General features: G+C 68.2%; 18 protein-coding genes. 14 read left to right on the forward strand and 4 right to left on the reverse strand.

The window, feature by feature from the left end; genetic code table 11:
* Positions 1-435 precede the first annotated feature (435 nt).
* The 4 genes from pdhA to ABFX54_RS18085 are packed head-to-tail and all read left to right on the forward strand — an operon-like array spanning position 436 to position 4071.
* Complete coding sequence (gene pdhA, locus ABFX54_RS18070) at positions 436-1461, forward strand: pyruvate dehydrogenase (acetyl-transferring) E1 component subunit alpha (protein ID WP_346106200.1); 1026 nt, start codon at positions 436-438, stop codon at positions 1459-1461.
* Complete coding sequence (locus ABFX54_RS18075) at positions 1458-2432, forward strand: alpha-ketoacid dehydrogenase subunit beta (RefSeq protein WP_346106202.1); 975 nt, start codon at positions 1458-1460, stop codon at positions 2430-2432. Before pdhA ends, ABFX54_RS18075 begins: the two co-directional genes overlap by 4 nt.
* A 23-nt stretch (positions 2433-2455) precedes the next feature.
* Positions 2456-3823, forward strand: coding sequence for a 2-oxo acid dehydrogenase subunit E2 (locus ABFX54_RS18080; RefSeq protein WP_346106258.1), 1368 nt, complete (start codon positions 2456-2458; stop codon positions 3821-3823).
* Positions 3820-4071, forward strand: coding sequence for an acyl carrier protein (locus ABFX54_RS18085; protein WP_346106204.1), 252 nt, complete (start codon positions 3820-3822; stop codon positions 4069-4071). The genes ABFX54_RS18080 and ABFX54_RS18085 overlap by 4 nt, the downstream gene beginning before the upstream one ends.
* 9 nt (positions 4072-4080) lie before the next feature.
* Here the strand turns inward: ABFX54_RS18085 and acsA are convergent, their stop codons facing one another.
* Positions 4081-6291, reverse strand: coding sequence for an acetate--CoA ligase (gene acsA / locus ABFX54_RS18090; protein ID WP_346106260.1), 2211 nt, complete (start codon positions 6289-6291; stop codon positions 4081-4083).
* A 207-nt stretch (positions 6292-6498) separates the two neighbouring features.
* On the opposite strand from acsA, the gene ABFX54_RS18095 reads away from it, so the two are divergent.
* Together ABFX54_RS18095 and ABFX54_RS18100 are read left to right on the forward strand one after the other, a co-directional pair.
* Entirely contained in the window at positions 6499-7752 is a 1254-nt protein-coding gene (locus ABFX54_RS18095; RefSeq protein ID WP_346106261.1) for a bifunctional aminoglycoside phosphotransferase/ATP-binding protein, read from the forward strand.
* A 95-nt stretch (positions 7753-7847) separates the two neighbouring features.
* The gene (locus ABFX54_RS18100; protein WP_346106206.1) at positions 7848-8696 is read left to right on the forward strand and encodes a universal stress protein; all 849 of its coding nucleotides are present in this window, start codon (positions 7848-7850) and stop codon (positions 8694-8696) included.
* Positions 8697-8813: 117 nt separating this feature from the next.
* On the opposite strand, the gene ABFX54_RS18105 is transcribed toward ABFX54_RS18100, so the two are convergent.
* Positions 8814-9029, reverse strand: a complete 216-nt coding sequence (locus tag ABFX54_RS18105) for a DUF1918 domain-containing protein (RefSeq protein ID WP_346106208.1) — start codon at positions 9027-9029, stop codon at positions 8814-8816.
* Between the two features lie 807 nt (positions 9030-9836).
* On the opposite strand from ABFX54_RS18105, the gene ABFX54_RS18110 reads away from it, so the two are divergent.
* The 6 genes from ABFX54_RS18110 (at position 9837) to ABFX54_RS18135 (ending at position 16257) form a co-directional block, all read left to right on the forward strand.
* The gene (locus tag ABFX54_RS18110; protein ID WP_346106263.1) at positions 9837-10673 is read left to right on the forward strand and encodes a universal stress protein; all 837 of its coding nucleotides are present in this window, start codon (positions 9837-9839) and stop codon (positions 10671-10673) included.
* A gap of 55 nt (positions 10674-10728) precedes the next feature.
* Complete coding sequence (locus ABFX54_RS18115; protein ID WP_346106210.1) at positions 10729-11589, forward strand: universal stress protein; 861 nt, start codon at positions 10729-10731, stop codon at positions 11587-11589.
* A 451-nt stretch (positions 11590-12040) separates the two neighbouring features.
* The gene (locus tag ABFX54_RS18120; protein WP_346106212.1) at positions 12041-12460 is read left to right on the forward strand and encodes a CBS domain-containing protein; all 420 of its coding nucleotides are present in this window, start codon (positions 12041-12043) and stop codon (positions 12458-12460) included.
* Between the two features lie 203 nt (positions 12461-12663).
* Complete coding sequence (locus ABFX54_RS18125; RefSeq protein WP_346106213.1) at positions 12664-13518, forward strand: universal stress protein; 855 nt, start codon at positions 12664-12666, stop codon at positions 13516-13518.
* A 180-nt stretch (positions 13519-13698) separates the two neighbouring features.
* A complete protein-coding gene (locus ABFX54_RS18130; RefSeq protein ID WP_346106215.1) occupies positions 13699-15033 on the forward strand; it encodes a phosphoribosyltransferase family protein in 1335 nt (444 codons plus the stop codon).
* Positions 15034-15450: 417 nt separating this feature from the next.
* Entirely contained in the window at positions 15451-16257 is an 807-nt protein-coding gene (locus tag ABFX54_RS18135; RefSeq protein ID WP_346106217.1) for a sigma 54 modulation/S30EA ribosomal C-terminal domain-containing protein, read from the forward strand.
* Positions 16258-16610: 353 nt separating this feature from the next.
* Here ABFX54_RS18135 and ABFX54_RS18140 read toward each other — a convergent pair whose 3' ends face one another.
* On the reverse strand, positions 16611-17216 hold the full coding sequence (locus ABFX54_RS18140) for a TetR/AcrR family transcriptional regulator (RefSeq protein ID WP_346106218.1): 606 nt from the start codon (positions 17214-17216) through the stop codon (positions 16611-16613).
* Between the two features lie 124 nt (positions 17217-17340).
* Here ABFX54_RS18140 and ABFX54_RS18145 point away from each other — a divergent pair, with 124 nt between their 5' ends.
* Both ABFX54_RS18145 and ABFX54_RS18150 read left to right on the forward strand, forming a co-directional pair.
* Positions 17341-17901, forward strand: coding sequence for a hypothetical protein (locus ABFX54_RS18145; RefSeq protein WP_346106220.1), 561 nt, complete (start codon positions 17341-17343; stop codon positions 17899-17901).
* Position 17902: 1 nt separating this feature from the next.
* Positions 17903-19384: a dihydrolipoyl dehydrogenase family protein gene (locus ABFX54_RS18150; RefSeq protein ID WP_346106221.1), complete on the forward strand. Its 1482-nt coding sequence runs from the start codon at positions 17903-17905 to the stop codon at positions 19382-19384.
* A 100-nt stretch (positions 19385-19484) separates the two neighbouring features.
* On the opposite strand, the gene ABFX54_RS18155 is transcribed toward ABFX54_RS18150, so the two are convergent.
* Positions 19485-21851, reverse strand: a complete 2367-nt coding sequence (locus ABFX54_RS18155) for a right-handed parallel beta-helix repeat-containing protein (protein WP_346106223.1) — start codon at positions 21849-21851, stop codon at positions 19485-19487.
* Between the last annotated feature and the right edge of the window lie 174 nt (positions 21852-22025).

The raw sequence follows: 22025 nt of genomic DNA on the forward strand, positions 1-22025 counted from the left end.
CTGATCCTTCTCTCAGTCTTGATTTGGGCGTTTTGTCCGAATAGAGGATTTGGTCCCTCCGAGCGGAGGACTTCGGTAATCGAGATATCGGGACGGAAGACCCCTGCGGCCTCCGAGCTGATCGATGCCAGGTTGATCGACAAGCTGGAGTGGAACGAAGACGACGCACCCAGGTGGGGTGGACGCTGGCTTTCCACGGAATCGTCGCTGGCAGTCCACTGCCGCGTAGGCGAAGTGAGTGGTGCCAACGGGACTCCGCCGATTCACCCCGGCGCCGCTGGGAAGGGTTCAGCGGGAAGAGATTCGAACGTTGCCGCAGGCCAGACGCCGCGGGCTCGGCCTTGGTCCGCACCACCACAGGACCGGATTCGCCGATTCCGACGGTGCAACTCGTGCGGTGGGGTCTCCACGGGGGCACGTAGGCGAGGAAGTCTCATGAGACACAAAGACAAGGCGCGGATCACCCTGCACCGTGAGTTGCTGCACCAGATGCTGCGCATCCGCCGGTTCGAGGAGCGCTGCGTCGAGTTGTACAGCAGCGAGAAGATCCGCGGCTTCATGCATCTGTACATCGGGGAGGAGGCTGTGGCGGCCGGGGTGTGTCAGGCGCTCACCTCGGATGACGCGGTCGTGTCGACTTACAGGGAGCACGGTCACGCGCTTGCCCGTGGGGTGCCGGCTACGGCGATCATGGCCGAGATGTATGGGAAGGCAGCCGGGTGCAGCCGGGGCCGAGGCGGCTCCATGCACATCTTCGATGCCGCCCGTGGCTTCTACGGCGGGAATGCGATCGTCGGCGGTGGCCTTCCCCTGGCGGTTGGTCTCGCACTCGCCGACGAGTTTCTGGGGCGCAACAGGGTGACCGCCTGCTTCTTCGGCGACGGTGCCGTGGCTGAAGGCGAGTTTCACGAATGCGTCAACCTTGCCGCGCTCTGGCGGCTGCCGGTGCTGTTCGCCTGCGAGAACAACCAGTACGCGATGGGCACCGCGCTGCCGAAATCTCATGCCGAGACCGATCTGGCGCTCCGCGCCGCGAGCTACGACGTCGTGGCATGGCCGGTGGACGGCATGGACGTCCTGTCCGTCGCCGACGCTGCGGCCAAGGCCGCCGAGTCGATCCGCGCTGGGGCCGGGCCCCATTTTCTGGAGTTGCGCACCTACCGGTTCCGCGCGCACTCGATGTACGACCCCGAGCGCTATCGCGACAAGGCCGAGGTCGAGCAGTGGAAGAAACGCGACCCGATCGACGCCCTCATCACGCGGATGAAGACCGCGCGAGAGATCAAGGACGAGGATCTCGCCGTGCTGGAGAAGGACGTGGCCGCTGAGATCGATCAAGCAGTCGCCTTCGCCGAGCAGGCACCACTTGAACCGGTGGAGGAGCTCAGCACGTTCGTCTACAGCCCGACGCCGCCGGAGGGCCGCACGATGCCGGCGAAGCAGGGGGAGGCGGCGTCGTGACCGGGCCCACGACGTATCGCGAGGCGATGAGGGAGGCGATCCGCGAGGCGATGCGCCGCGACGAGCGCGTCTTTCTCATGGGAGAGGACGTCGGAGCCTACGGTGGCTGCTTCGCGGTCAGCCTGGGCCTGCTGGAGGAGTTCGGCCCGGAACGCATCCGCGACACCCCGCTGTCGGAGGCGGCGTTCGTAGGCGCCGGGATCGGAGCGGCGATGGGCGGGATGCGGCCGATCGTAGAGATCATGACGGTCAACTTCAGCCTGCTGGCCCTTGACCAAATCCTGGACAACGCCGCGACGCTGCTGCACATGTCGGGAGGCCAGCTCAATGTCCCGCTGGTCATCCGCATGACCACCGGAGCCGGCAGGCAGCTCGCCGCTCAGCATTCACACAGCTTGGAAGGCTGGTACGCGCACATCCCCGGACTGAAAATCTTGGCGCCCGCGACGCTGGAGGACGCTCGCGGCATGCTCTGGCCTGCTCTGCAGGACCCGGATCCCGTCCTGATCTTCGAACATGGTGCGCTCTACAGCATGTCGGGGGTACTGCGCCCCGGCCCCGTGGACATCGCCCACGCAGCGCTGCGACGCTCCGGGAAACACGTCACGCTGATCGGCTACGGCGGCACTGCGACGAAACTGCTCTCAGCCGCCGACGCGCTGGCCGCCGAGGGCGTCGAGGCGGACGTGATCGACCTGCGTATTCTGCGGCCACTCGACGATGCCACGGTCATGGAGTCGGTTACCCGGACACACCGGGTCGTCATCGTGGACGAGGGCTGGCGCTCGGGCAGCCTGTCGGCCGAGATAGCCGCGCGTATCGGCGAGCAGGCCTTCTACGAGCTGGACGCGCCGATCGCGCGCGTGTGCACTGCCGAGGTGCCCATCCCTTATGCCCGTCACCTGGAAGAAGCCGCCATTCCCCAGGTACCCGCCATCGTCGCGGCGGCCCAAGGGGTGCTCGCTTCATGACAGGAGAACCATCGGAGTTCCGGATGCCCTCGCTCGGCGCCGACATGGAGTCCGGCACCGTGGCCGAATGGCTGGTCCAGCCCGGAGATTCGATCCACAAGGGTGACATCATCGCCGTCATCGACACCGACAAAGCCCTGATCGAGGTCGAGTCGTTCCACACCGGGGTGGTGGATGACCTGCTGGTGGGCGTCGGCGAGCGCGTCCCGGTCGGCACGCCTCTCGCCCGCATCAGCGGCACCGGAGCCGAAGCCCCTACCCCGGCGCGGAGACCGCGGCCCGCCCCGCCCGAGTCACGGGCACCAGCTCCGGAAGCTCCGCCCGCCCCGGCCAGGAAAGGCCGGCCAGAAACAGCGGCAAATGCGCCGGAGCCAGGCCCTGCGCCCCCGCCTGTCACCTCACCGATCGTGCGGCACCTCGCCGAGCAGCGCGGGCTGGATCTGACGGCCGTGCACGGCACCGGCCCGGGCGGGCGGGTGACCCGCACGGACGTCGAGCACGCCGAACGCCGGGTGAAGGCATCGCCGCTGGCCCGCAAGCTCGCGACGGAACTCGGCGTAGTCCTCGGTGACATCCAGGGCACAGGCATCACGGGGGCGATCCGCGCCGCTGACGTCCGCGCCGCCGCACGCGAGGACGGCTTGCAGGAGGCGGCGGGGCCGGCCGAAGCCCAGCCGATGCCCCCCGCGGGCGAGCACGCCGTGAGGAAGCCGGACGGGGAACGCCGCCAAGACGCCATGCGTCAGGTGATCGCGCGAGTGATGGCCAAGTCGAAACGGGAGATCCCACACTACTACCTGAGCACGACCGTCGACCTCGACGCCGCGCTCACGTGGTTGCGCGAGCGCAACCGGGATCTCCCGGTACCTCAGCGGACGCTCCCTGCCGCGTTGCTTCTCAAGGCGGCTGCCTGCGCCTCCAAGGAAGTGCCTGAACTCAACGGCTTCTGGATCGACGACGCCTTCGTACCGGGCGACGGGGTGCACGTGGGGGTGGCGATCTCGCTCAAGGCCGGCGGTCTGATCGCGCCCGCCTTGCACGACGTTGCCGAGCGCGACCTCGACGACGTCATGGCCGATCTGAGAGACCTGGTCACCCGGTCACGCGCCGGGAGGCTGCGGGGCACTGAGATGACCGAGGCGACCATCACCGTCACCAACTTGGGAGACCTGGGGGTGGAGGCGGTCCATGGCATCATCTACCCACCGCAAGTAGCCCTCGTCGGCTTCGGCAAGATCCTCGACCGTCCCTGGGCGGTCGACGGACTCCTCGGGGTCCGGCCCGTGGTCACCGTCACGCTCGCCGGCGATCACCGCGCCACCGACGGCTTCACCGGCGCCCGGTTTCTCGCGGCCGTCGACCGGCTGCTCAACCATCCGGAGGAGCTATGAGCCCGCAGCAGGCACGAGAACTTGTCGAACGCGCGCTGGCCCAGGTCGCGCCGGATGCCGATTTGGCGGCCCTGCCGCCGGATGCCGACTTTCGCGACCTCCTCGAACTGGACTCGCTGGATTTCCTCAGTTTCGTCGAGACGCTGAGCGACATCAGCGCGTACCGCATCGAGGAAGACGACTACGCCGCCTTCTCCAGCGTGGCCGGCGGGGCACGGTTCCTGGCGGCCCACGCCGGAACGAGGTGATCGTGCCCTTCACCCGTCGGGGTGCTCCAGGGTTGAGGTGTCGCCCTCGGGCATGCCGAGTTCGCGAGCTTTGAGCAGGCGGCGCATGACCTTTCCACTGCGGGTGTGCGGCAGGTTCTGATCGAAAGCGATCTCCTTGGGGGCGACCGCGCCCAGCCGGCGCCGGGCGAAGGCGACCAGCTCCAGCCGGAGAGTCTCGGAGGGCTCGTAGCCGGCATTGAGGGTGACGAAGGCTTTCACCAGTTCACCCGCCACCGGGTCGGGCTTGCCTATCACGCCGGCTTCGGCGACCGCGGGATGCTCCATCAGCACCGACTCGACCTCGAACGGACCGATGAGATGGCCCGCAGACTTGATCACATCGTCTGCCCGTGCGACGAACCAGAAATATCCATCCTCGTCCTTACGAGCGATGTCACCTGACAGGTACCAGCCCCCGGCGAAGGCCTTGGCATATCGCTCCGGCTGACCCAGGTAGCCGCGGAACATCGAAGGCCAGCCAGGCCGCAACGCGAGTTCCCCTTCGACCCCAGGGGCAACGATCTCCCGTGCGTATCCATCGACGACGCGGGCACGGCCGTCCGCACCGCGCTCGAGCAGCGCTGCCTCAACCCCGGGCAGCGGGCGTCCCATGGAGCCGGGTTTGATGTCCATCGCCGCATAGTTGCTGATCATGATGGCGCCGGTCTCGGTCTGCCACCAGTTGTCATGAACAGGCTGGCCGAGCGCCCGCAGACCCCAGACCGTCACCTCGGGGTTCAGCGGTTCTCCCACGCTGGCGATGTACCGCAGCCTGGACAGGTCGTACTCACGGGGCAGAGCGTCGCCACGGCGCATGAGCATGCGCAACGCCGTCGGAGAGGTGTACCAGACGGTCACCTGCTGGTCCTGCAGTGTGCGGTACCAGCGCCTCGCGTCGAACTCGCCTGCGTCGACCACGAGGGTGAGCCCGAAGGTGAGGGGCGCGATGACGCCGTACGACATGCCGGTCACCCAGCCGGGATCTGCAGTGCACCAGAAGACGTCCGAGGGACGCAGGTCAAGGGCATACTTCGCGGTCGTGTGGTGGGCCACCACGGCATCGTGCACATGGATCGCGCCCTTCGGCCTGCCCGTGGTGCCGCTGGTGAAATGGAGCAGTGCCATGTCCTCGGGGTCCGTGGGCGGGATCTCGAACCGCCCGCCTGCCTCCGCCATGCGCTCGCTCAGCAGCAGAGTGCCCCCTGGGGCCGGTCCCTTGCCTGTGACCAGCACGTACTTCAGCTCGGGCAGCGACTGGCGGATTCCGGCGACCTTGCGCATGTACAGCTCTGGGGTGGTCACGAGCACTCGTCCTTCCCCGAGGCGTAGCCGCTCGCAGATCGGCTCTGGACCGAAGGCGGAGAACAGCGGAGACAGCACGCTGAGGTTCTTCAGCGTCCCCAGAACCGTGACATAGAGCTCAGGCAGCCGCCCGAGCAGCGTGAACACCCGGTCACCCTTTCCGACCCCCAAGGCGCCCAGCACGTTGGCGAAGCGGTTGCTCGCGTCGTGCAGATCCCGGTAGGTCAGTTCAGTCACCTGGCCGTCCCTACCGATGCACCGAAGCGCCACGTGGTCGGACCGAAGGCCCTCGATGTGACGGTCAACGGCCTCGTACGCCATGTTAGATCCCCGGCTGTCAGGCGAGCCGTGGAAGAACGATCGCTGAGCCGTGGTCCAGGAGAACGCGCGACATTCCTCCGTGTAGTCGATCAGGTTGGGCGTGACAGCCTGGCCCCCGGTCTTACGGATGGGATCCCACGTCATCACAGGCTCCTTCTCGACCGCGTTGGGCGATCTATCCGCGTCGTGACTGTGGCTCGAACAACCTGCCGTCGAGGCCCTCCGCTCCCTTCGCCGGGAGCCCACAGAGATGGGTTGATACCCAGAAGCAGACAAAAGGGGCGTATGGTGCGGGCCTCGAGACGGCAATCCGCGTGGGCAGGCTGCACGGCTGCGGTTCGGCTCAGAATCGGGGGAGCACCTGTGCGTGGCACCGAACGGGCGCCATGACTGGTGGCCCCTGGGTAGGCCTCTGACGGAGTCAACCGCACCAACCTGGGGAAATACGGTTAGGGGGCAGCCCGGGGAGCAGATCGCGAGAGGAGGTCGGCCCGTCGAATCAGGCCATGGACAGGTGAGCGGCAGAGGGCGGGGGCACCATCGATGGGACCATGGGCACAGATCAAAGAGACGCATTCCGCAGTGGTGATCCTCCTCGGCGACCGGGCGGTCAAGCTGAGGAAGCCGGTGAATCTCGGTTTCCTGGACTTCACCACGCGTGAGGCTCGGCGGGCCGTCAGCCTTGAGGAAGTGAGGCTCAACCGGCGGCTGGCTCCTGATGTCTACGAGGGTGTCGCCGACGTGCTCGGCCCCGATGGGCAGCCCTGCGAACACCTCGTGGTGATGCGGCGCATGCCCGGGGAGCGCCGTCTTGCCACGATGGTTCGCTCAGGCGAACCGGTGGAGGAAGATCTGCGCCAGGTCGCTCGGATGGTGGCGAGCCTGCACGGCCGCGCCCACCGCAGTCCGCAGATCGACCGGCAGGGAGAGGTGTCGGCGCTTCGGGGCCGCTGGACGGACAGTTTCGAACAAGTCCTGGAGCTGCCTGATAGGGTCGCCGACCCCGAGGCCATCCAGGAGATCGAACGGCTCGTTCTACGCTTCCTTGACGGCCGTGAGCGCCTGTTCGCCACCCGGGTCAGCGAGGGGCGCATCGTGGACGGTCACGGCGATCTGCTGGCGGACGACATCTTCTGCCTGGACGATGGACCCCGGATCTTGGACTGCTTGGAGTTCGACGAACGGCTGCGCTTTGTCGACGGTCTGGACGATGCCGCCTTCCTGTCCATGGACCTGGAGCGGCTGGGGGCTCCGCGGCTGGCCGAGTTGTTCCTGCACTGGTATGTCGAGTTCTCCGGTGATCTCTCACCGGCCTCACTGTGGCATCACTACGTCGCCTACCGGGCCTTCGTCCGCGCCAAGGTCGCCGCTCTGCGCCATCGGCAAGGAGACTCCGGTGCGGCGTGGGAGGCGCGCGAACTCACGGAGCTGGCGTTGCGTCATCTGCGGGCTGGCGCGGTGACCTTGGTCCTTGTCGGTGGAGGTCCGGGCACCGGCAAGACCACCATCGCCGCGGCGATCGCCGACCGGCTCGGTTACACGCTGCTGAGCAGCGACCGCGTTCGCAAGGAGCTGGCCGGGATCGCGGCGGAACAGCCCGCGCCGGCTCCCTTCGGCGAAGGCATCTACAGCCGGGAGTGGACCGAGCGCACCTATCACGAGCTGCTGTCCCGGGCGGAGGCCTTGCTGCTGCACGGCGAGCCGGTCATCCTGGACGCTTCCTGGAGCGATGCCGGGCAGCGGGAGGCCGCCGAAGATCTGGGCAGGCGCACCTTCAGCGACCTCGTGGCCTTGCGGTGCACCGCTCTGCCGCAGCTGATCGCGGAGCGGCTGGTCCACCGCGAAGGCGGGATGTCCGACGCCGACCAGGTGATCGCCGCCGCCATCACGGCGACGGCGGCGTCCTGGCCTGACGCCATCGAGATCGACACCAGCGTGTCCCCGGAGCAGGCGCTCGAGCGGGCCCTGGTGGCGATCCACGCCCGGTGGCCGACGGCGCCCTGGCGGTTCCAGCGTCCTCAGCTGGAACCCGATTGAGGAATCCAGGGGTGGGGATTTCGGTCCTGGGTGGCTGTGGACTGTGCTCAAGGGCTTGGCAGTGAGAGCCAGGCCGTGAAGGGGGAGTGCGGGTGATGACAGAACACATCATGGTAGGAGTGGACGGGTCCGCTCCGGCGACTGCGGCCGTCGAGTGGGCGGCTGCTGACGCGCGCCGCCGTGGGCGCTCGCTACGCCTCGTGCACGTGTGTGAGCGGTGGCCGCCCAGCTTGGGCGAGGCTCAGTCGCGCTACTGCGCGGACGTGCTGGAGGCCGCCGCTGAACGGGCGCGCGAGGTGACGCCGGATGTGGAGGTGACCACGGAATCGCGGAGCGGCAATGTCGTCGAGCAGTTGATCACCGGGTCGGCCTCAGCTGACAGCGCGGTCCTGGGCAGCAGGGGACGGGGCGGGTTCGCCGGGATGCTGCTCGGCTCGGTCGGTGCGGCTGTGGCGGGGCATGCCACCGGGCCGGTCGTCATCGTGCGCGGCCCCGCCGAGGACCGGTACGGGCGGATAGTGGTGGGCTACGACGGCTCGGAGTGCTCGCAGGCGGCGATGGAGTACGCCATCGAGCAGGCCCGTGCCCGCCAAGCCCACGTCCGTGTGGTGTACGCCTGGCAGGTGCCGATGTCCGCACCGTACGCCTCCGCCTACAGCAAGGTGCTGGAGAGCACCTTCGAGCAGCAGCAGCGTACGGCACGCGAAGCGGTGATCCCGTGGCGGGACAAGAACCCGGACATCGAGCTCACGGATGAGCAGGTAAGCGAGCATCCTGTCTCCGCCCTCATGAACGCCTCGGCCTCGGCCGATCTGGTGGTGGTGGGCTCGCGTGGGATGGGCGGCTTCGCCTCGGCGGTGCTCGGCTCCGTCAGCCGCGGCGTGTTGCACCACGTCACCTGTCCGGTCGCGGTGGTCCGACCACGGGGCGAGCGGACGTCATGAGCATGAGCCGCTCAGCGCCGGGCACGGTCGCGGCGTGACTGGTGACGCCTGCGCGGGCCGTGTGCCGTCGCCCTGGACGTCCTTCGAGCGCCAGTGAGCTCGTATGGACGCCTGTGTTCACGGAGGGGGAAGTGACGCTTCCCTTTCCTGCTTGCTCACCACATGGGCGTCCGGCCCCGGGAACACGAGGGTTTCATGTTCGGAGTCCATCCAGCGCACCACATACGGTGGGGAACCGTCCTCGTGGCGCAACTGTGTGATCACGCCGACCCGCCGGGGCTCGTGATCGTGGGCGCTCTCGACGATCAGCCGGTCTCCTATCGCTGCCTTCATCGTGGTTCTTCTCCCCTCAACGGTGGCTGCCGCCCATCTGAGCGGTGGCTCGCGAAATCGCCTCTGGCCCTGGCTTCCAGCCCTGTGATCGACGGCGGGCAGGCGACTAGCTTGGAGGTCATCCCCTCATCTGCTCGGTCGGTCGTCGGGAAGGCTGGGGACGATGGCGACGGGGCAGGCGGCGTGCTCGGCCACCAGGCGGAGCCGGCGGAGAGTGCTCTGCGGCCTTGCGCAGGTGCGGCTTGACCTCATCGGCCGCCTCGCCGTAAGGCCGGCGCCACGCGTGGGTGACCGTCAGCGGCAACCTTCTCAGCTCACGCTCGTCGAGCGCCCAGTCCAAGGCCTGCATCGAGAAGCCCGAGCGGTCGTGACCTATGGCCACTCTCTGGGGCTCAGCCACGGCTCTCACCTCGCATCCGTCGCCGGAGACCGACCACCACGGGTCCGTCGAAGCGTCCCGCTACCGTTGGAGCGTAACCCTGGGCCCTGCGGGTGTCCCGATGGATGGCTACCCTCGTACAGGGGCGATATCCTCTCTGACCAGCGCGACCTTCGCATGAGAGCGTTGCGGGCTTGCTTCCGGGCCAGGTCCGAGGTCACGGGGGCGGGCGCTGATTCGGGACGACAGCGACCGCAAGATGATCCGCCACCGTCCAGGCTTTTGTCAGTCCTTTCCTGTTCGTGGCTTGGCGGCGTCGTGCGGGCTTGACGCACGCCAGGCGCAAATTGAGTTTTCTAGCCAATCGTGTCTTTATGTCGCTTTCGGGAAGGTGGGGTCGTGAGGATCAGCAGGTGAGGGGAGGGATGATGCGTGGAGGGATCGTGGTCGGAACAGACGGCTCCGCATCATCTATGGCGGCGGTGGAGTGGGCCGCCGCCGATGCCCGGCGGAGGAGACTGTCGCTGCGGATCGTGCATGTCTGTGAGCAGTGGTCCCACGGCATGGACACGTCGAAGTACTGCGCCGGCGCGCTGGAGACCGCCGCCGGCAAGGCCCGCGACGTGAGCAGGGATGTCCAGGTCAGCACCGAGATGTCGGCGGGCAACGTAGTCGAGTCGCTGATAGGTGAATCGGTGTCTGCCGAGAGCCTGGTGCTGGGCAGCAGGGGAATGGGCGGGTTCTCCGGCTTGCTGCTCGGGTCGGTGGGTCTGGCCGTGGCGGGGCATGCCGTCGGCCCTGTCGTCATCGTCCGAGGTCTCGTCGCCCGGCATGATCGGGTCGTGGTCGGCGACGATGGCTCCGAAGGCTCACAACTGGCCATGGCCTATGCCCTCCAACAGGCTCGTGCCCGTCACGCCCGTCTGCACGTTGTGTACGCCTGGCGAACGCCGGTGTTCTCGCCGTCGTGGCCGGCGTACAGCCCTCTGCTGGAGGACTCCTTCCACGAGGAGGCACGCGCGGCACGCGCGCGGGTGGTTCCTTGGCGAGAGGCTAACCCCGATGTCGTGATCATGGATGAGCAGGTGCGCGACCATCCTGTGGCCGCGCTCATCGAGGCCGCGGCGACGGCTGACCTCGTCGTGGTCGGCTCGCGTGGCCTGGGTGGTTTCTCCTCGGCGGTGCTCGGCTCGGTCAGCCATGGGGTGTTGCATCATGTGGCGTGCCCGGTGGCGGTGGTACGGCCCAGGGGCGAGCCGGAGTGACCGGGAGGGCGGACCCTGGAGGGTCGTTCCCATGCGGCTGGATGAGGGGGACATCATGACAGGTCTGATCATTGCGGGGGTGGACGGTTCGGCTCCCAGCGACGCGGCGGTCGAGTGGGCCGCCGACGATGCGCTCCGGGCCGGTGCCGAGTTGCGGATCGTGCACGTCGTGGATCGGCGGCCGTACGACATCACCAGATTTCCGGTTTCGGACCAGGAGGATCACCTGCGCAAGGCGGCGGGCAAGGTGCTGGAGGCGGCCGAGGCGATCGCGCGCGTCCGGCAGCCGACCGTGGAGGTGAGCACCCGGTCGATCGAGGGCGTGCCCTCGGCCGTTCTGCGGGAGCAGGAGGCGAGCGAGCTGGTCATCGGCAACCGAGGGGTGGGCGGATTCGTCGGCGCCCTGCTCGGATCGGTCACCATGGAGGTGGCCGCGCAGGCCGGTTGCCCTGTGGTCGTCGTACGCGCCGAGCAGCGGGAGAAAAGGGGCGAGATAGGTGTCGGCGTCGATGACTCCGACACCTGTGAGCCGGCCCTCGGCTATGCCTTCGAGCAGGCCAGACAGCGGGGTGCCACGCTGCGCCTGATCCACGCATGGCAGGTGCCCGTGCACGCCTTCGCCCCCGAGGTCTCCTACGACCTGGGCGAGGTCCGTGCCGCCCAGCGCGAGGTCGTCAGGAAGCGCATCGCGGCATGGCGGGCCAGGTATCCCGAGGTGAACCTCGCTGAGGACGTCCAGAACGCACACCCCGTCGACGCGCTCACCAGCACCACGTGCGACCTGATCGTCGTCGGCTCCCACGGACGCGGCGCACTCGGCTCGCTGTTCCTCGGGTCGGTGAGCAGAGGGGTGCTCCACCACGCGCGCTGCCCCGTCGCGGTGGTCCGCTCTCAGGAGTTCGTCGGGGGGCCGTAGAGAGAACACGCGGACACCCTCCTCCGGGTGCCAAGGTCTGTCCGGACGGGGACTTGAGCCCAACCATCTGTCCCCGGGCCCCGATCGTGAGGAGGCCGGACGGCCGGCGAGCGATCGAGAGCGGGGCGATGGGGTGCCGGGCCCGGTGAGAGGGGCTGGGTCGTGGATGACGCGATGCGGAACGAGTGGGCGCCGACTGGCTGCCCCACCGTGGTCACGGCTCGGCCGGTAACCCGATGGAGTGGGATTCGCGGATGGAGGCTCGACGGGCCGAGGGCCTGAACCATCGGTTTACGTCCGACGCGGTCGGCATCGGAGCGAGCCGGCTGTGGTCGATGCCCTGGGAACGAGAAGAGAACGGTACGGTCCTGACAAAGTCTGGGCTCACCCGAGGCTGAGGATCGTCGGTCGGGGCAGGGGAAAAGAGAACCTTCAGCGTGAGGAGGGGATCGTGACAGCAGCACGGGACATCATGCATCAAGGCGTCGAATGCATCGGTGAGCACGAGACTCTTACATTCGCCGCGCAGCGGATGCACGAGCTGGACGTGGGAGCGTTGCCGATCTGCGGCGACGATGACCGGCTTCACGGCATCATCACCGACCGGGACATCGTGCTCAAGTGCGTTGCAGCGGGAGGCGATCCCACGACGATGACCGCGGGAGAACTCGCGCAGGGCAAGCCGATCACCGTTGAAGCGGAGGCCGATCTTCAGCAGGTGCTCCGGACGATGGAGCAGCACCGGATTCGCCGCCTGCCGGTCATCGACGAACATCGGCTCGCGGGCATGATCAGCGAGGCCGACCTGGCCAGGAACCTGCCTGAGGAGATGGTCGGCCACTTTGTGGAGGTGATCTGCGCGAACCCGTGATCTGGATGGAGAGCCGGGCAGCCGCGCGCTGGCTGTATCTCCCGTCGGGATGCTGATCACCACGCCGGCTTCGGTGGTTTCCGGACGGTGAGTCGCGGCTCATCGTGGACGGATGCGAGGAGCGTAGCCCGTGTTCGGTGGGTTGCCGCAGGGCGTCCGCGTCATGTTGCGGGCTGCGGGCCCGACGGGAGAGGGGTTGTCGTATGTCTGAACCGATCATCGCAGGTGTGGACGGCTCCCGGGGAGCGCTGGCCGCAGTGCTGTGGGCGGCCGACGACGCAGCTAGACGTGGCTGCGACTTGCGGATCGTCCATGTCGAAGAGCCGCTCCTCCACGGCGGGCAACCGTACGAGCGCTCGGCCGACGACCCGGTTCGCAGGGAGGGAGAGCGGCTGCTGGCCGAGGCCGCCGCGATGGTGGCCGAGTCCCGGCCAAACCTCCACACGAGCACCGAACTGCTCTTTGGCGACCCCGATGAGATATTGCGCGCGCAGGCCGCGGAGGCCGCCGTCATCGTGGTGGGTAGTCGCGGCATCGGCGGATTCACCGGCCTTCTGCTGGGTTCGGTGAGCTTGGGCCTTGCCGGGCATGCGCCGGGGCCTGTGGTGGTGGTCCGCGGCACACCTGCGGTGGTGCAGGGCGAGATCGTGGCCGGGTTCGATCCCGAAGACGCCGTGCACCCGGCTCTCGATTACGCCTTCGAGGAGGCGCAGGCGCGGGGGGCCCGGCTGTGGGTGGTGCACGCTTGGGATCTGCCGTCGAGCAGGGTGTCCGCGGCCTTCCCGCTGGACCTTGAGTTCATCGCCCAAGCGCGGCAAAAGCATGTCCATGACATGCTGTCGCCGTGGTTGAACCGGTACCCCGGCGTGATCGTGACCGAATCGGTGTTCCGTGGGAATCCCATCGCGGCGCTGTGCGAGACCTCCGCTCATGCCGATCTGGTCGTCGTGGGTTCGCGGGGCCGCGGTGTGATCCGCTCGGCCATGCTCGGCTCGGTCAGCCACGGCGTCCTGCACTACGCGTCGGGTCCGGTGGCCGTTGTGCGGCCGCGTGCCTGAGCCGCCAGGTTTGGTTCATGAAGAGGCCCGCCTTCCGCCCGAACGAACGACCTGGGCTGGCGCCTCGGCAGCCAAACCCGGCACCTATCAGGAATGGATCAAGGCTGGGACCTGGGGGAATGACATGAAGCGCCCCCCAGGGCAATGCTGCGATCGCCCAAAGTAGTGGTTTTCCGGGGGGTGCGGATCGTGTTCGCCGATCGTCATGATGCAGGTGTGCGCCTGGCCGAACGACTGGCTGGACTGATCCTCGATGAGGATGCGGTTGTCCTGGGGCTGCCAAGGGGTGGCATACCGGTGGCCTTCGAGGTGGCCCAGGCTTTGGGTGCGCCGCTGGATGTGATCACGGTCCGTAAGCTGGGGGTGCCGTTCCAGCCTGAGCTGGGATTCGGCGCCATTGGAGAAGGCGGCGTCCGCGTGATCAATTCGAATGTCGTCCGGATGGTGAATGCCACGCCCGAGGAGATGGCCAAGGTCGAGGAGCGCGAGGAAGCCGAGCTGCTACGCCGTGCGCGTTGCTTTCGTGACGGCCGCGCACCGGTCAGCCTCGCAGGCCGTACGGTCATCGTGGTGGACGACGGGGTGGCCACGGGCAGTACCGCACGTGCCGCTTGCCAGGTGGCTCGTGTGCGCGGGGCCTCGCGTGTGATTTTGGCAATCCCTGTCGGGGCGCCGGAGACGATCGCGAGCCTGCGCAAGGACGCCGACGAGGTGATCTGCTTGGAGACGCCTGGTGCTCTCTACTCCATCGGGGCCTGGTACGTCGACTTCACTCAGATCAGAGATGAGCAAGTGGTCGAACTGCTGCAGCGGGCTGCGAATCCGGTTGGCAAGGGCGAGAAGGGGAACTCGCCGAAATCTGCCTCGCCGGAGATCGCCGATGAGGTGCTCGTGGACGCCGGTCGCGTCCAACTGTCTGGGCGACTGACCATTCCGGAGAAGGCCGAGGGAGTGGTGGTCTTCGTGCACGGCAGTGGCAGCAGCCGACACAGCCCTCGAAACCGGCATGTGGCCTCGCTGCTCAACCGCGCTGGTCTGGGTACCTTGCTTTTCGATCTGCTCACGGTCGAGGAGGAGCATGACCGTGGCAACGTGTTCGACATCGAGTTGCTGGCCGAACGGCTCGTACAAGTGACGAACTGGCTCACTGATCAGCAGCAGGTCACGGGGCTGCCGGTGGGCTATTTCGGCGCCAGCACCGGAGCAGCGGCCGCGCTGTGGGCCGCGGCGGAACCGGGCAGTGTGGTGGCCGCCGTTGTCTCGCGTGGTGGACGGCCGGACCTGGCCGGACCGCGGCTGTCCGAGGTGCAGGCGGCGACGCTGTTGATCGTGGGCGGTCGAGACGAACTGGTGCTCGATCTCAATCAGGCGGCACAAGAGCGAATGCGCTGTGAAAACCACCTGGAGGTCATCCCTGATGCCACACACCTCTTCGAGGAGCCCGGAGCGCTGGAAAGCGTCGCCGACCTGGCACGCAATTGGTTCGCCGACCATTTCCGGACAAGTCTGGGCTGAGAGGGGCCCGGTGCCGGCTTTGCTGATGTCGGGTTCCGCCAGACGAACCCCCGGGCTCCGAACCGTCAGCCGGAGGATGAGCCGGCACTCCACGACCGCAGACGACGGCCCACCATGACCGACTGGACCTGCTCTCTAGCGGACGATCGCAACGGGGCAGGGGGCATTCCGCGACATGGCTGCCGCCACCGAGCCGAACCGTCCCCGGTGAGTTCCCCGATCATCAAGGTCACATCAGTCCCTGTGATACAAATGCCGACCCTGGGAAGGGTAGGAAGGGAGAGCACCGCTTGGGAGACGGCCCTGATGCTTCGACCCCAAGCCTGATGCGGTTCCCGGTGCACCCCGAGCACGCTGCGCGGCTCGCCCGCGAACTGCTGCTTGCTGCCGGCCCCATCAGAAGGGACGTGACATGGCATGAGCAGTCGACACGCCTCCGTAAGGCTTGATCCCCGCGAGGTGCGGGTGGAGACACGTGGCGCCATTCCACCCGGCGCAGTCGACAATGCCCGCGAGGTGGTGGCGGCAGCGACATCGTTCGCCCACGAGCCCGTGCTCTTTGCCCGGGTCAAGCTCAGCGCCACGGCCGATCCGGTTGTGTTCTGTCCGTGCACCGCGCAGGCGAACATCGACGTCAGCGGGCGGTTCGTCCGCGCTCAGGCGGTCGCCGAGTCCATGCACCAAGCCATCCTGCTGCTCGGTGACCGGCTTCGGGTCCGGTTGCGCCATGCCGGCAGGGACGGGGAGAACCTGCGTGGGCGACGCCCGGAGGACGCCAACATAGAGTGGCGGCGCTCCAGCCCTCACCGTCGCCCGCTACCCTACTCCCCCCCGATCGGGGGAAAACGCGAGATCGTCCGGCACAAGGCCTACGATCTGGCCTGGGCCACTCCCGACGAAGCGGCCTTCGACATGGAACAGTCCGACTACGACTTCTACCTGTTCACCGAGGCGGAGACCGGCCAGGACAGCGTCATCTATCACAGCCGGGACGGTTACCGGCTCGCGCAGATCGCCCCCACGCTCCACAGCCTCGGCCCGGTGTCGATCCCACTCACGGTCAGCTCCGTTCCCGCACCCGTCCTCTCCATCGGTGAAGCGGTCGAGCGTCTGGAAACCACCGGTATGCCATTCATCTTCTTCGCTGATGCCAGCACTGGGCGGGGCAGCGTGGTCTACCACCGTTACGGCGGCCACTACGGCATCATCACACCCAGCAAGTGATCAGTTGGGCTTCGTCCACGCGATCACGCTCGCGCGGGCCCTCGGAGGCAGCGCGACTGCCGGCCGCGCTGCCCGACACTCCGCCGCGCATCCCGGTCTACCAGCTCAAGATTTCTCTTGCCTCCGGGATGTACGGCCGCCGGGGAGCCCGGAGACCGAGACCAGGCTGTCCGCCACCGCCGGCTGGAGCCCGCTGACCTGGACCGTCCCGGTGGCCGGCCGCCTGCACGCCATCGGGATGCGGCTCCACTCCGGCGCCGGCGCCGCCATGATCGTTGGCATCGACGCCTTGACAGGGTGCGACCAGCGCGGACGACGCGCGGCCACGGACGAGGGCGCGCCGGCGCTGGTCTTCAGGTGGCTGAATTCTGCTCGCTGGTCGCGGTGTAGACCTCCAGGAGTCTTTCCGATCCGTGCAGGAGGGTCTCGCAGATCAGGTCCGGGTCGAACAGGCAGCCGGCCGCCATGGCGCCGTCGCGCATCATCACGAAGTGGCGGGCCGCGGCCTCCGAGCCCGACTTCTCGATCCTGGCGAGCTGCTCCGTGACCGTTTCGAGGAACCACTGGCGGTGGGCGAGCACGGCCTGGTGCACCGGCGACTCGGGGTCGGGGTATTCGGCGGCGGCGTTGAGGAAGGCGCATCCTCTGAAGCCGGGGGACTGGATGCCCTGGGCGATGGACGCGCTGATGGCCTTGATGGTCTCGGCCGGAGGCAGGCCGGCGGCGATGATCTCCTCCGCCTGGCCGCGCAGGGCCCGGTCGATCTCGCCCAGGTAGGCGAGGACGAGGTCTTCCTTGCCGGTGAAGTGCCGGTAGAGGGTGGCCCGGGTGACCTGCGCCTCCATGACGATGCGATCGATGCCGACGGAGTGGATGCCCTCCGTGTAGAAGAGCCGGGTGGCCGTGCCGAGCAGCCGGTTTCGCGCTTCGGACGGCCGGGCTTCGGTGGGGCTGCGCATGTCCCTCATTCTAGCGGTAGAACGTTCGGTCTTGACAGTGCGCGCGAGCCGGGCCCATACTCAGTTGCGATAGAACGTTCGGTCTTGCGGAAGGCCCCGTCACTCACCCACTGAAAGGCTCGACATGAGTGCCATCGCTGCTTCATCCGGCATCTCCACCACCGCGTCCGCACTACGCCGGCTGTACTTCGTCCGGTTCGCGTTCGCCATCGTCTGGGCCCTCGTGATGTTCACCACCGCGATGAACCTGGGACCGCTCGCGGTCACCCTGCTGGTGCTCTACCCGCTGTTCGACGTCGGCGCCGCCATCGTCGACGCCCGCTCCTCGCGCTCCACCGGCTCACCGACCCTCCTGTACGTGAACGTCGCCGTCAGCTCGATCACCGCCATCGCCGTGGCGATCGCGAGCACCTCCGGCATCCCCGCGGTGCTGCGCGTGTGGGGCGCCTGGGCGATCGTGGCCGGGCTGGTCCAGCTCATCGTGGCCGTCCCCCGGCGCAAGATGGGCGGCCAGTGGCCGATGATCCTCAGCGGCGGCATCTCCGTCCTCGCCGGCTCCTCGTTCATCCTCGGCGCCTCCGCGGCCAACCCGACCCTCGCCAACGCGGCCGGTTACGCCATCCCCGGCGGCATCTTCTTCCTCATCTCGGCCCTGCGTCTCGGCCGCGCCGCGAAGGGCAAGTGACATGAGCGAGCACACCTACGACGTCATCGTTCTCGGAGCCGGCCCGGTCGGTGAGAACGTCGCCGACCGCGCGGTGCAGGGCGGTCTGAGCGCCGCCATCGTCGAACGCGAGCTGGTCGGCGGAGAATGCTCCTACTGGGCCTGCATGCCCACCAAGGCCCTGCTGCGCAGCGCGGCGGCCTTAAGGGCGGCGCGGCAGTTGCCCGGAGCGCGCGAGGCGGTGACCGGTGAGATCGACGCGGCCGCGGTGCTGGCCCGCCGTGACTCCTTCGCCTCGCACTGGAAGGACGACGGCCAGGTGGCCTGGCTCGAATCGGCCGGTATCGCGCTGCACAGGGGCCAGGGCCGGATCGTGTCCGAGAAGACGGTCGAGGTCACCGGCGCCGACGGCGCCCGGGTCACGCTGACGGCCCGGCACGCGGTGGTCGTCGCGACCGGGAGCGGCGCGCTGCTGCCCGAACTGCCCGGCCTGCGCGACGCCAAGCCGTGGACCAGCAGGGAGGCCGCCGCCGCGACCGCGGTCCCCGGCCGGCTCGCGATCATCGGTGGCGGCGTGGTGGCCTCGGAGATGGCCACCGCCTACGCCGCCCTGGGCTCCACGGTGACGATGCTGGCCCGCGACGGCGTGCTGCCGCAGGCCGAGCCGTTCGCCGGAGAGCGGGTGACCGAGGCGCTGCGTGAGGCCGGCGTCTCGGTACGCCTCGGCGCCGAGGCCGCGTCGGTGCACCGCGACGAGACGGGAACGGTGCGCATCACGGCGGCCGACGGCGTCGAGACGGATGTCCTGGGTGTTCGGCGTGCGGCCGACGGCGGTCAGGTCGAGGCCGACGAGGTCCTGGTGGCGGTCGGCCGCACGCCGAACACCCAGGACATCGGTCTCGACGCCGTCGGACTGAAGCCCGGCGCCTGGCTCACGGTGGACGACACGCTGCGCGTGCTCGGCCCGGACGGGACCCCGGTCGGGGACGGCTGGCTGTACGCCGCCGGCGACGTCAACCACCGGGTGCTGCTGACCCACCAGGGCAAGTACCAGGCCCGCGCGGTCGGCGACGTCATCGTGGCGCGGGCCAAGGGCGAGGCGGTCGAGGACGACCGCTGGGGCCGGCACGTGGCCACGGCCGACGAGCGCGCGGTGCCCCAGGTGGTCTTCACCGACCCCGAGCTCGCGTCGGTGGGGCTGACCGCGGCCGCCGCCGAGGCCGCCGGGATCAGGACTCGCGTCGTCGACTACGACCTCGGCGCCGTCGCCGGATCCTCCCTGCACGCCGACGGCTACCGCGGGCAGGCCCGCATGGTCGTGGACGAGGACCGCAAGGTGATCGTCGGCTTCACGCTCGTCGGCCCGGACACGGCTGAGCTGCTGCACGCCGCGACGATCGCGGTCGTCGGCGAGGTGCCGCTGGACCGGCTGTGGCACGCGGTCCCTTCGTACCCCACGGTCTCCGAGGTGTGGCTGCGGCTGCTGGAGACGTACGGCCGCTGATCGGCACAGCGCCCTCTGCGGCCGCGCGAGCTCTCGGGGGAGGCCCGCGAGCGTGTAAAGGCCCAGGCCGGGACGGCCTGGGCCTTACCGTTGCCCGGGATCAGCTCGCGGCCGGCCCGATGCCGTCCAGGGTGAACGTCCTGTTCCACTCCTTCACCCACGCCCGGCCGAAGCCCTCGGCCGCGTTCAGCGGCGTGGTGCGGGCGTCGAACTTGCCCGTGGCCGGATCGAAGGCGAGCTCGGCCGCGCCGGCCCCCTTCACGTTGTGGGAGTCGAAGTCCGGATTGAACGTCTTCACGCTCAGCCCGCCGGCGTCGTCGGTGTAGGCGAAGTCGCCGGTGCCGATGCTCACCGACCGCGTCAGCACGTTGCGCGCCGGGACGTAGACAGAGTTCGGGTTGCTCCACACCTGCTCGTCCGTGCACTCCGTGGTGCCGATCTCGGTGCAGACCCGGCCGTCGGCGGTGGACGGGACGTACCAGTCGCGGATGTTCGGATACTGCCTGGCGTAGTGGCGGTACCACTTCTCCACGTTGCGCCGGGTGTTGGTGAATCCGGTGCCGTCACCGATCTTCAGCATGTCGTTGAACCGCTCGACCACGACCTTCGCGTTGGCCACCGGCAGCCGCTTGCCACCCTCGTGGTAGAGCTTGTCGTGGCCGATGTACTTCACGTCCTTGAACACGTTGTCGGCCGCGACGTTGCTGTGGCCCGACTGGTAGAACAGGCCGTGCTGGACGATGTCGAAGAAGTTGTGGTGCACCACCATCCCCGACATCCCGTCGTCCATGTAGATGGCCTGGTTGCCGTCCGCGCCGATGTCCCTGAACAGGTTGTGGGCCACCACGTTGTTCAGGTACGTGTAGTCCCGCCCCGCGTAGATGACGCCCTGGTCGGAGGCGTGTGTCACCAGCCGTTCGAACCTGTTGTGGCTGATCTCCATGTCGTTGCCCATGATCTGGATGGCCATGTGCGGCGCGTCGTGGACGTCGTTGTAGCGGAACGTGTTGCCGACGCCGTACATGTAACCGGCGGGCGTGTACGTGGCCAGCTTCGAGAAGTCGTAGATCTCGTTGTGCTCCACCACGTGGTCACCGCGTTCGAGCGAGTCGCGGTCGCCGCCCGCCGTGAAGACGCCGCCACCGCCCAGGTCGTGCAGCCTGCTGTTGACGACGCGGTTGCGGTGGCCGCCCCGGCTCGTGCGGTATTCGGCGATGGCCGTGATCGCGTCGTTGGCCTCGCCGATCTGGACCGCGTCCATGCTGACGTTGAGGATCTCCAGGCCGTCGATCGTGCAGGACTCGGCGTCGAGCAGGCGCACGCCGGTGCCGGTGGTGCCGTTCAGCTTCAGGCCCTTGAGCGTGACGCCCCTGACGTTCTCCAGCTCGAAGAACGGGGCGTCGAAGGAGGTCAGGCTGATGGTCTTGCCCTCGACCGTCCCGCCCGGCGGGTAGTAGTAGAGGGTGTCGTGGCCCTGCCAGCGGTCGATGTAGTACTCGCCCTCGGTGTCGAGCTCGCTCAGCACGTTCTGGGCCACGAACGACGTCCACTTGTCGGTGGCGACGTACATGGTGGGGTAGGTCGTCCTGAGCTCGTTCCCGCCGGCCTGGTCGATGCGTACGCGGTCGTTGGCGTAGTTGTTGCCGAAATATCCGGCCAGCCAGCCGTCCGTCTCGACCTTCGTGCTGTCGGGCTCGGCAGCGCCCGGGGGCTTGGCCCATGTGGTGTGGCGCTCGGCGACGGCCGGGTCGGCGACCGCGTAGACGGGGCCGGGGAGTTTGAGCATGTCCTCGTACGGCAGGGTCGTGCCGTCGGCGGTCTTGTCCGAGAAGTAGTCGCGGGCGCCCTTCGGGGCCTCCTTGACGGTGACGTGGGTGCGGTCGAGCTTGGCGGCGCCGTTGGGATACTGCGCGAGGGTCTGGGCGACGTCGTCGGTGATCAGCTGCGGGGCGAAGGGCTGGGGCTTCCAGTTGAAGCCGTTCTTGTTGAGCGTGCCGGTGGGGATGCCCTCCGCGCCCAGGTCGTAGACGTGGACGCCGGCCGCCGCGGCGGTGGGGACGCGCGAGCGCGACGACCACTTCGCCTCGCTCTCGGGCACGTCGCTCAGCCTGCGGAACTTCTCCGGCGCGAGCGTGGTCACGCCCGCGAGCTCGACCTGCTCGCCCGGATAGGCGGCATAGGTGACGTACGACTGGGCGGGGCCCGTGACCTCGATCGTCCTGGACGTCTGGTAGACGCCCTCGCGGATGTGGACGACGCCCGGCCTGCGCTCGCTCGTCCGGCCGGCCAGGGCGTCGCGGGCGCGTTCAATCGTGGCGAACGGGTCTTTCTCGGTGCCGGTGGCGTCGTCCTTGCCGGTCTTGGCGACGTACACGACGGTCTGAGCGGGGGATGCGGCGGCGGCGGGGAGCGCGGGGAGTGTGCCCGCCAGCAGGGCTGCCACCAGGGGGATCAGAGGGATCGTCACTCGTCTTGGCATGCTCGGGCAGACCTCATCACGTAGCAATCGATACAATAGTACAGACGGTCAAAAGTCCGTTGGGGTGAACCGTAACGCCCGCATGGCGCGAGTTCAATGGTTTGACCAACCGACATGCCATGACGTAACCCGATATATGCCGATTCATCGGCGGGGGTGCCT

The sequence above is a fragment of the Nonomuraea maheshkhaliensis genome (genome assembly GCF_039529435.1).
Lineage (GTDB): Bacteria > Actinomycetota > Actinomycetes > Streptosporangiales > Streptosporangiaceae > Nonomuraea > Nonomuraea maheshkhaliensis.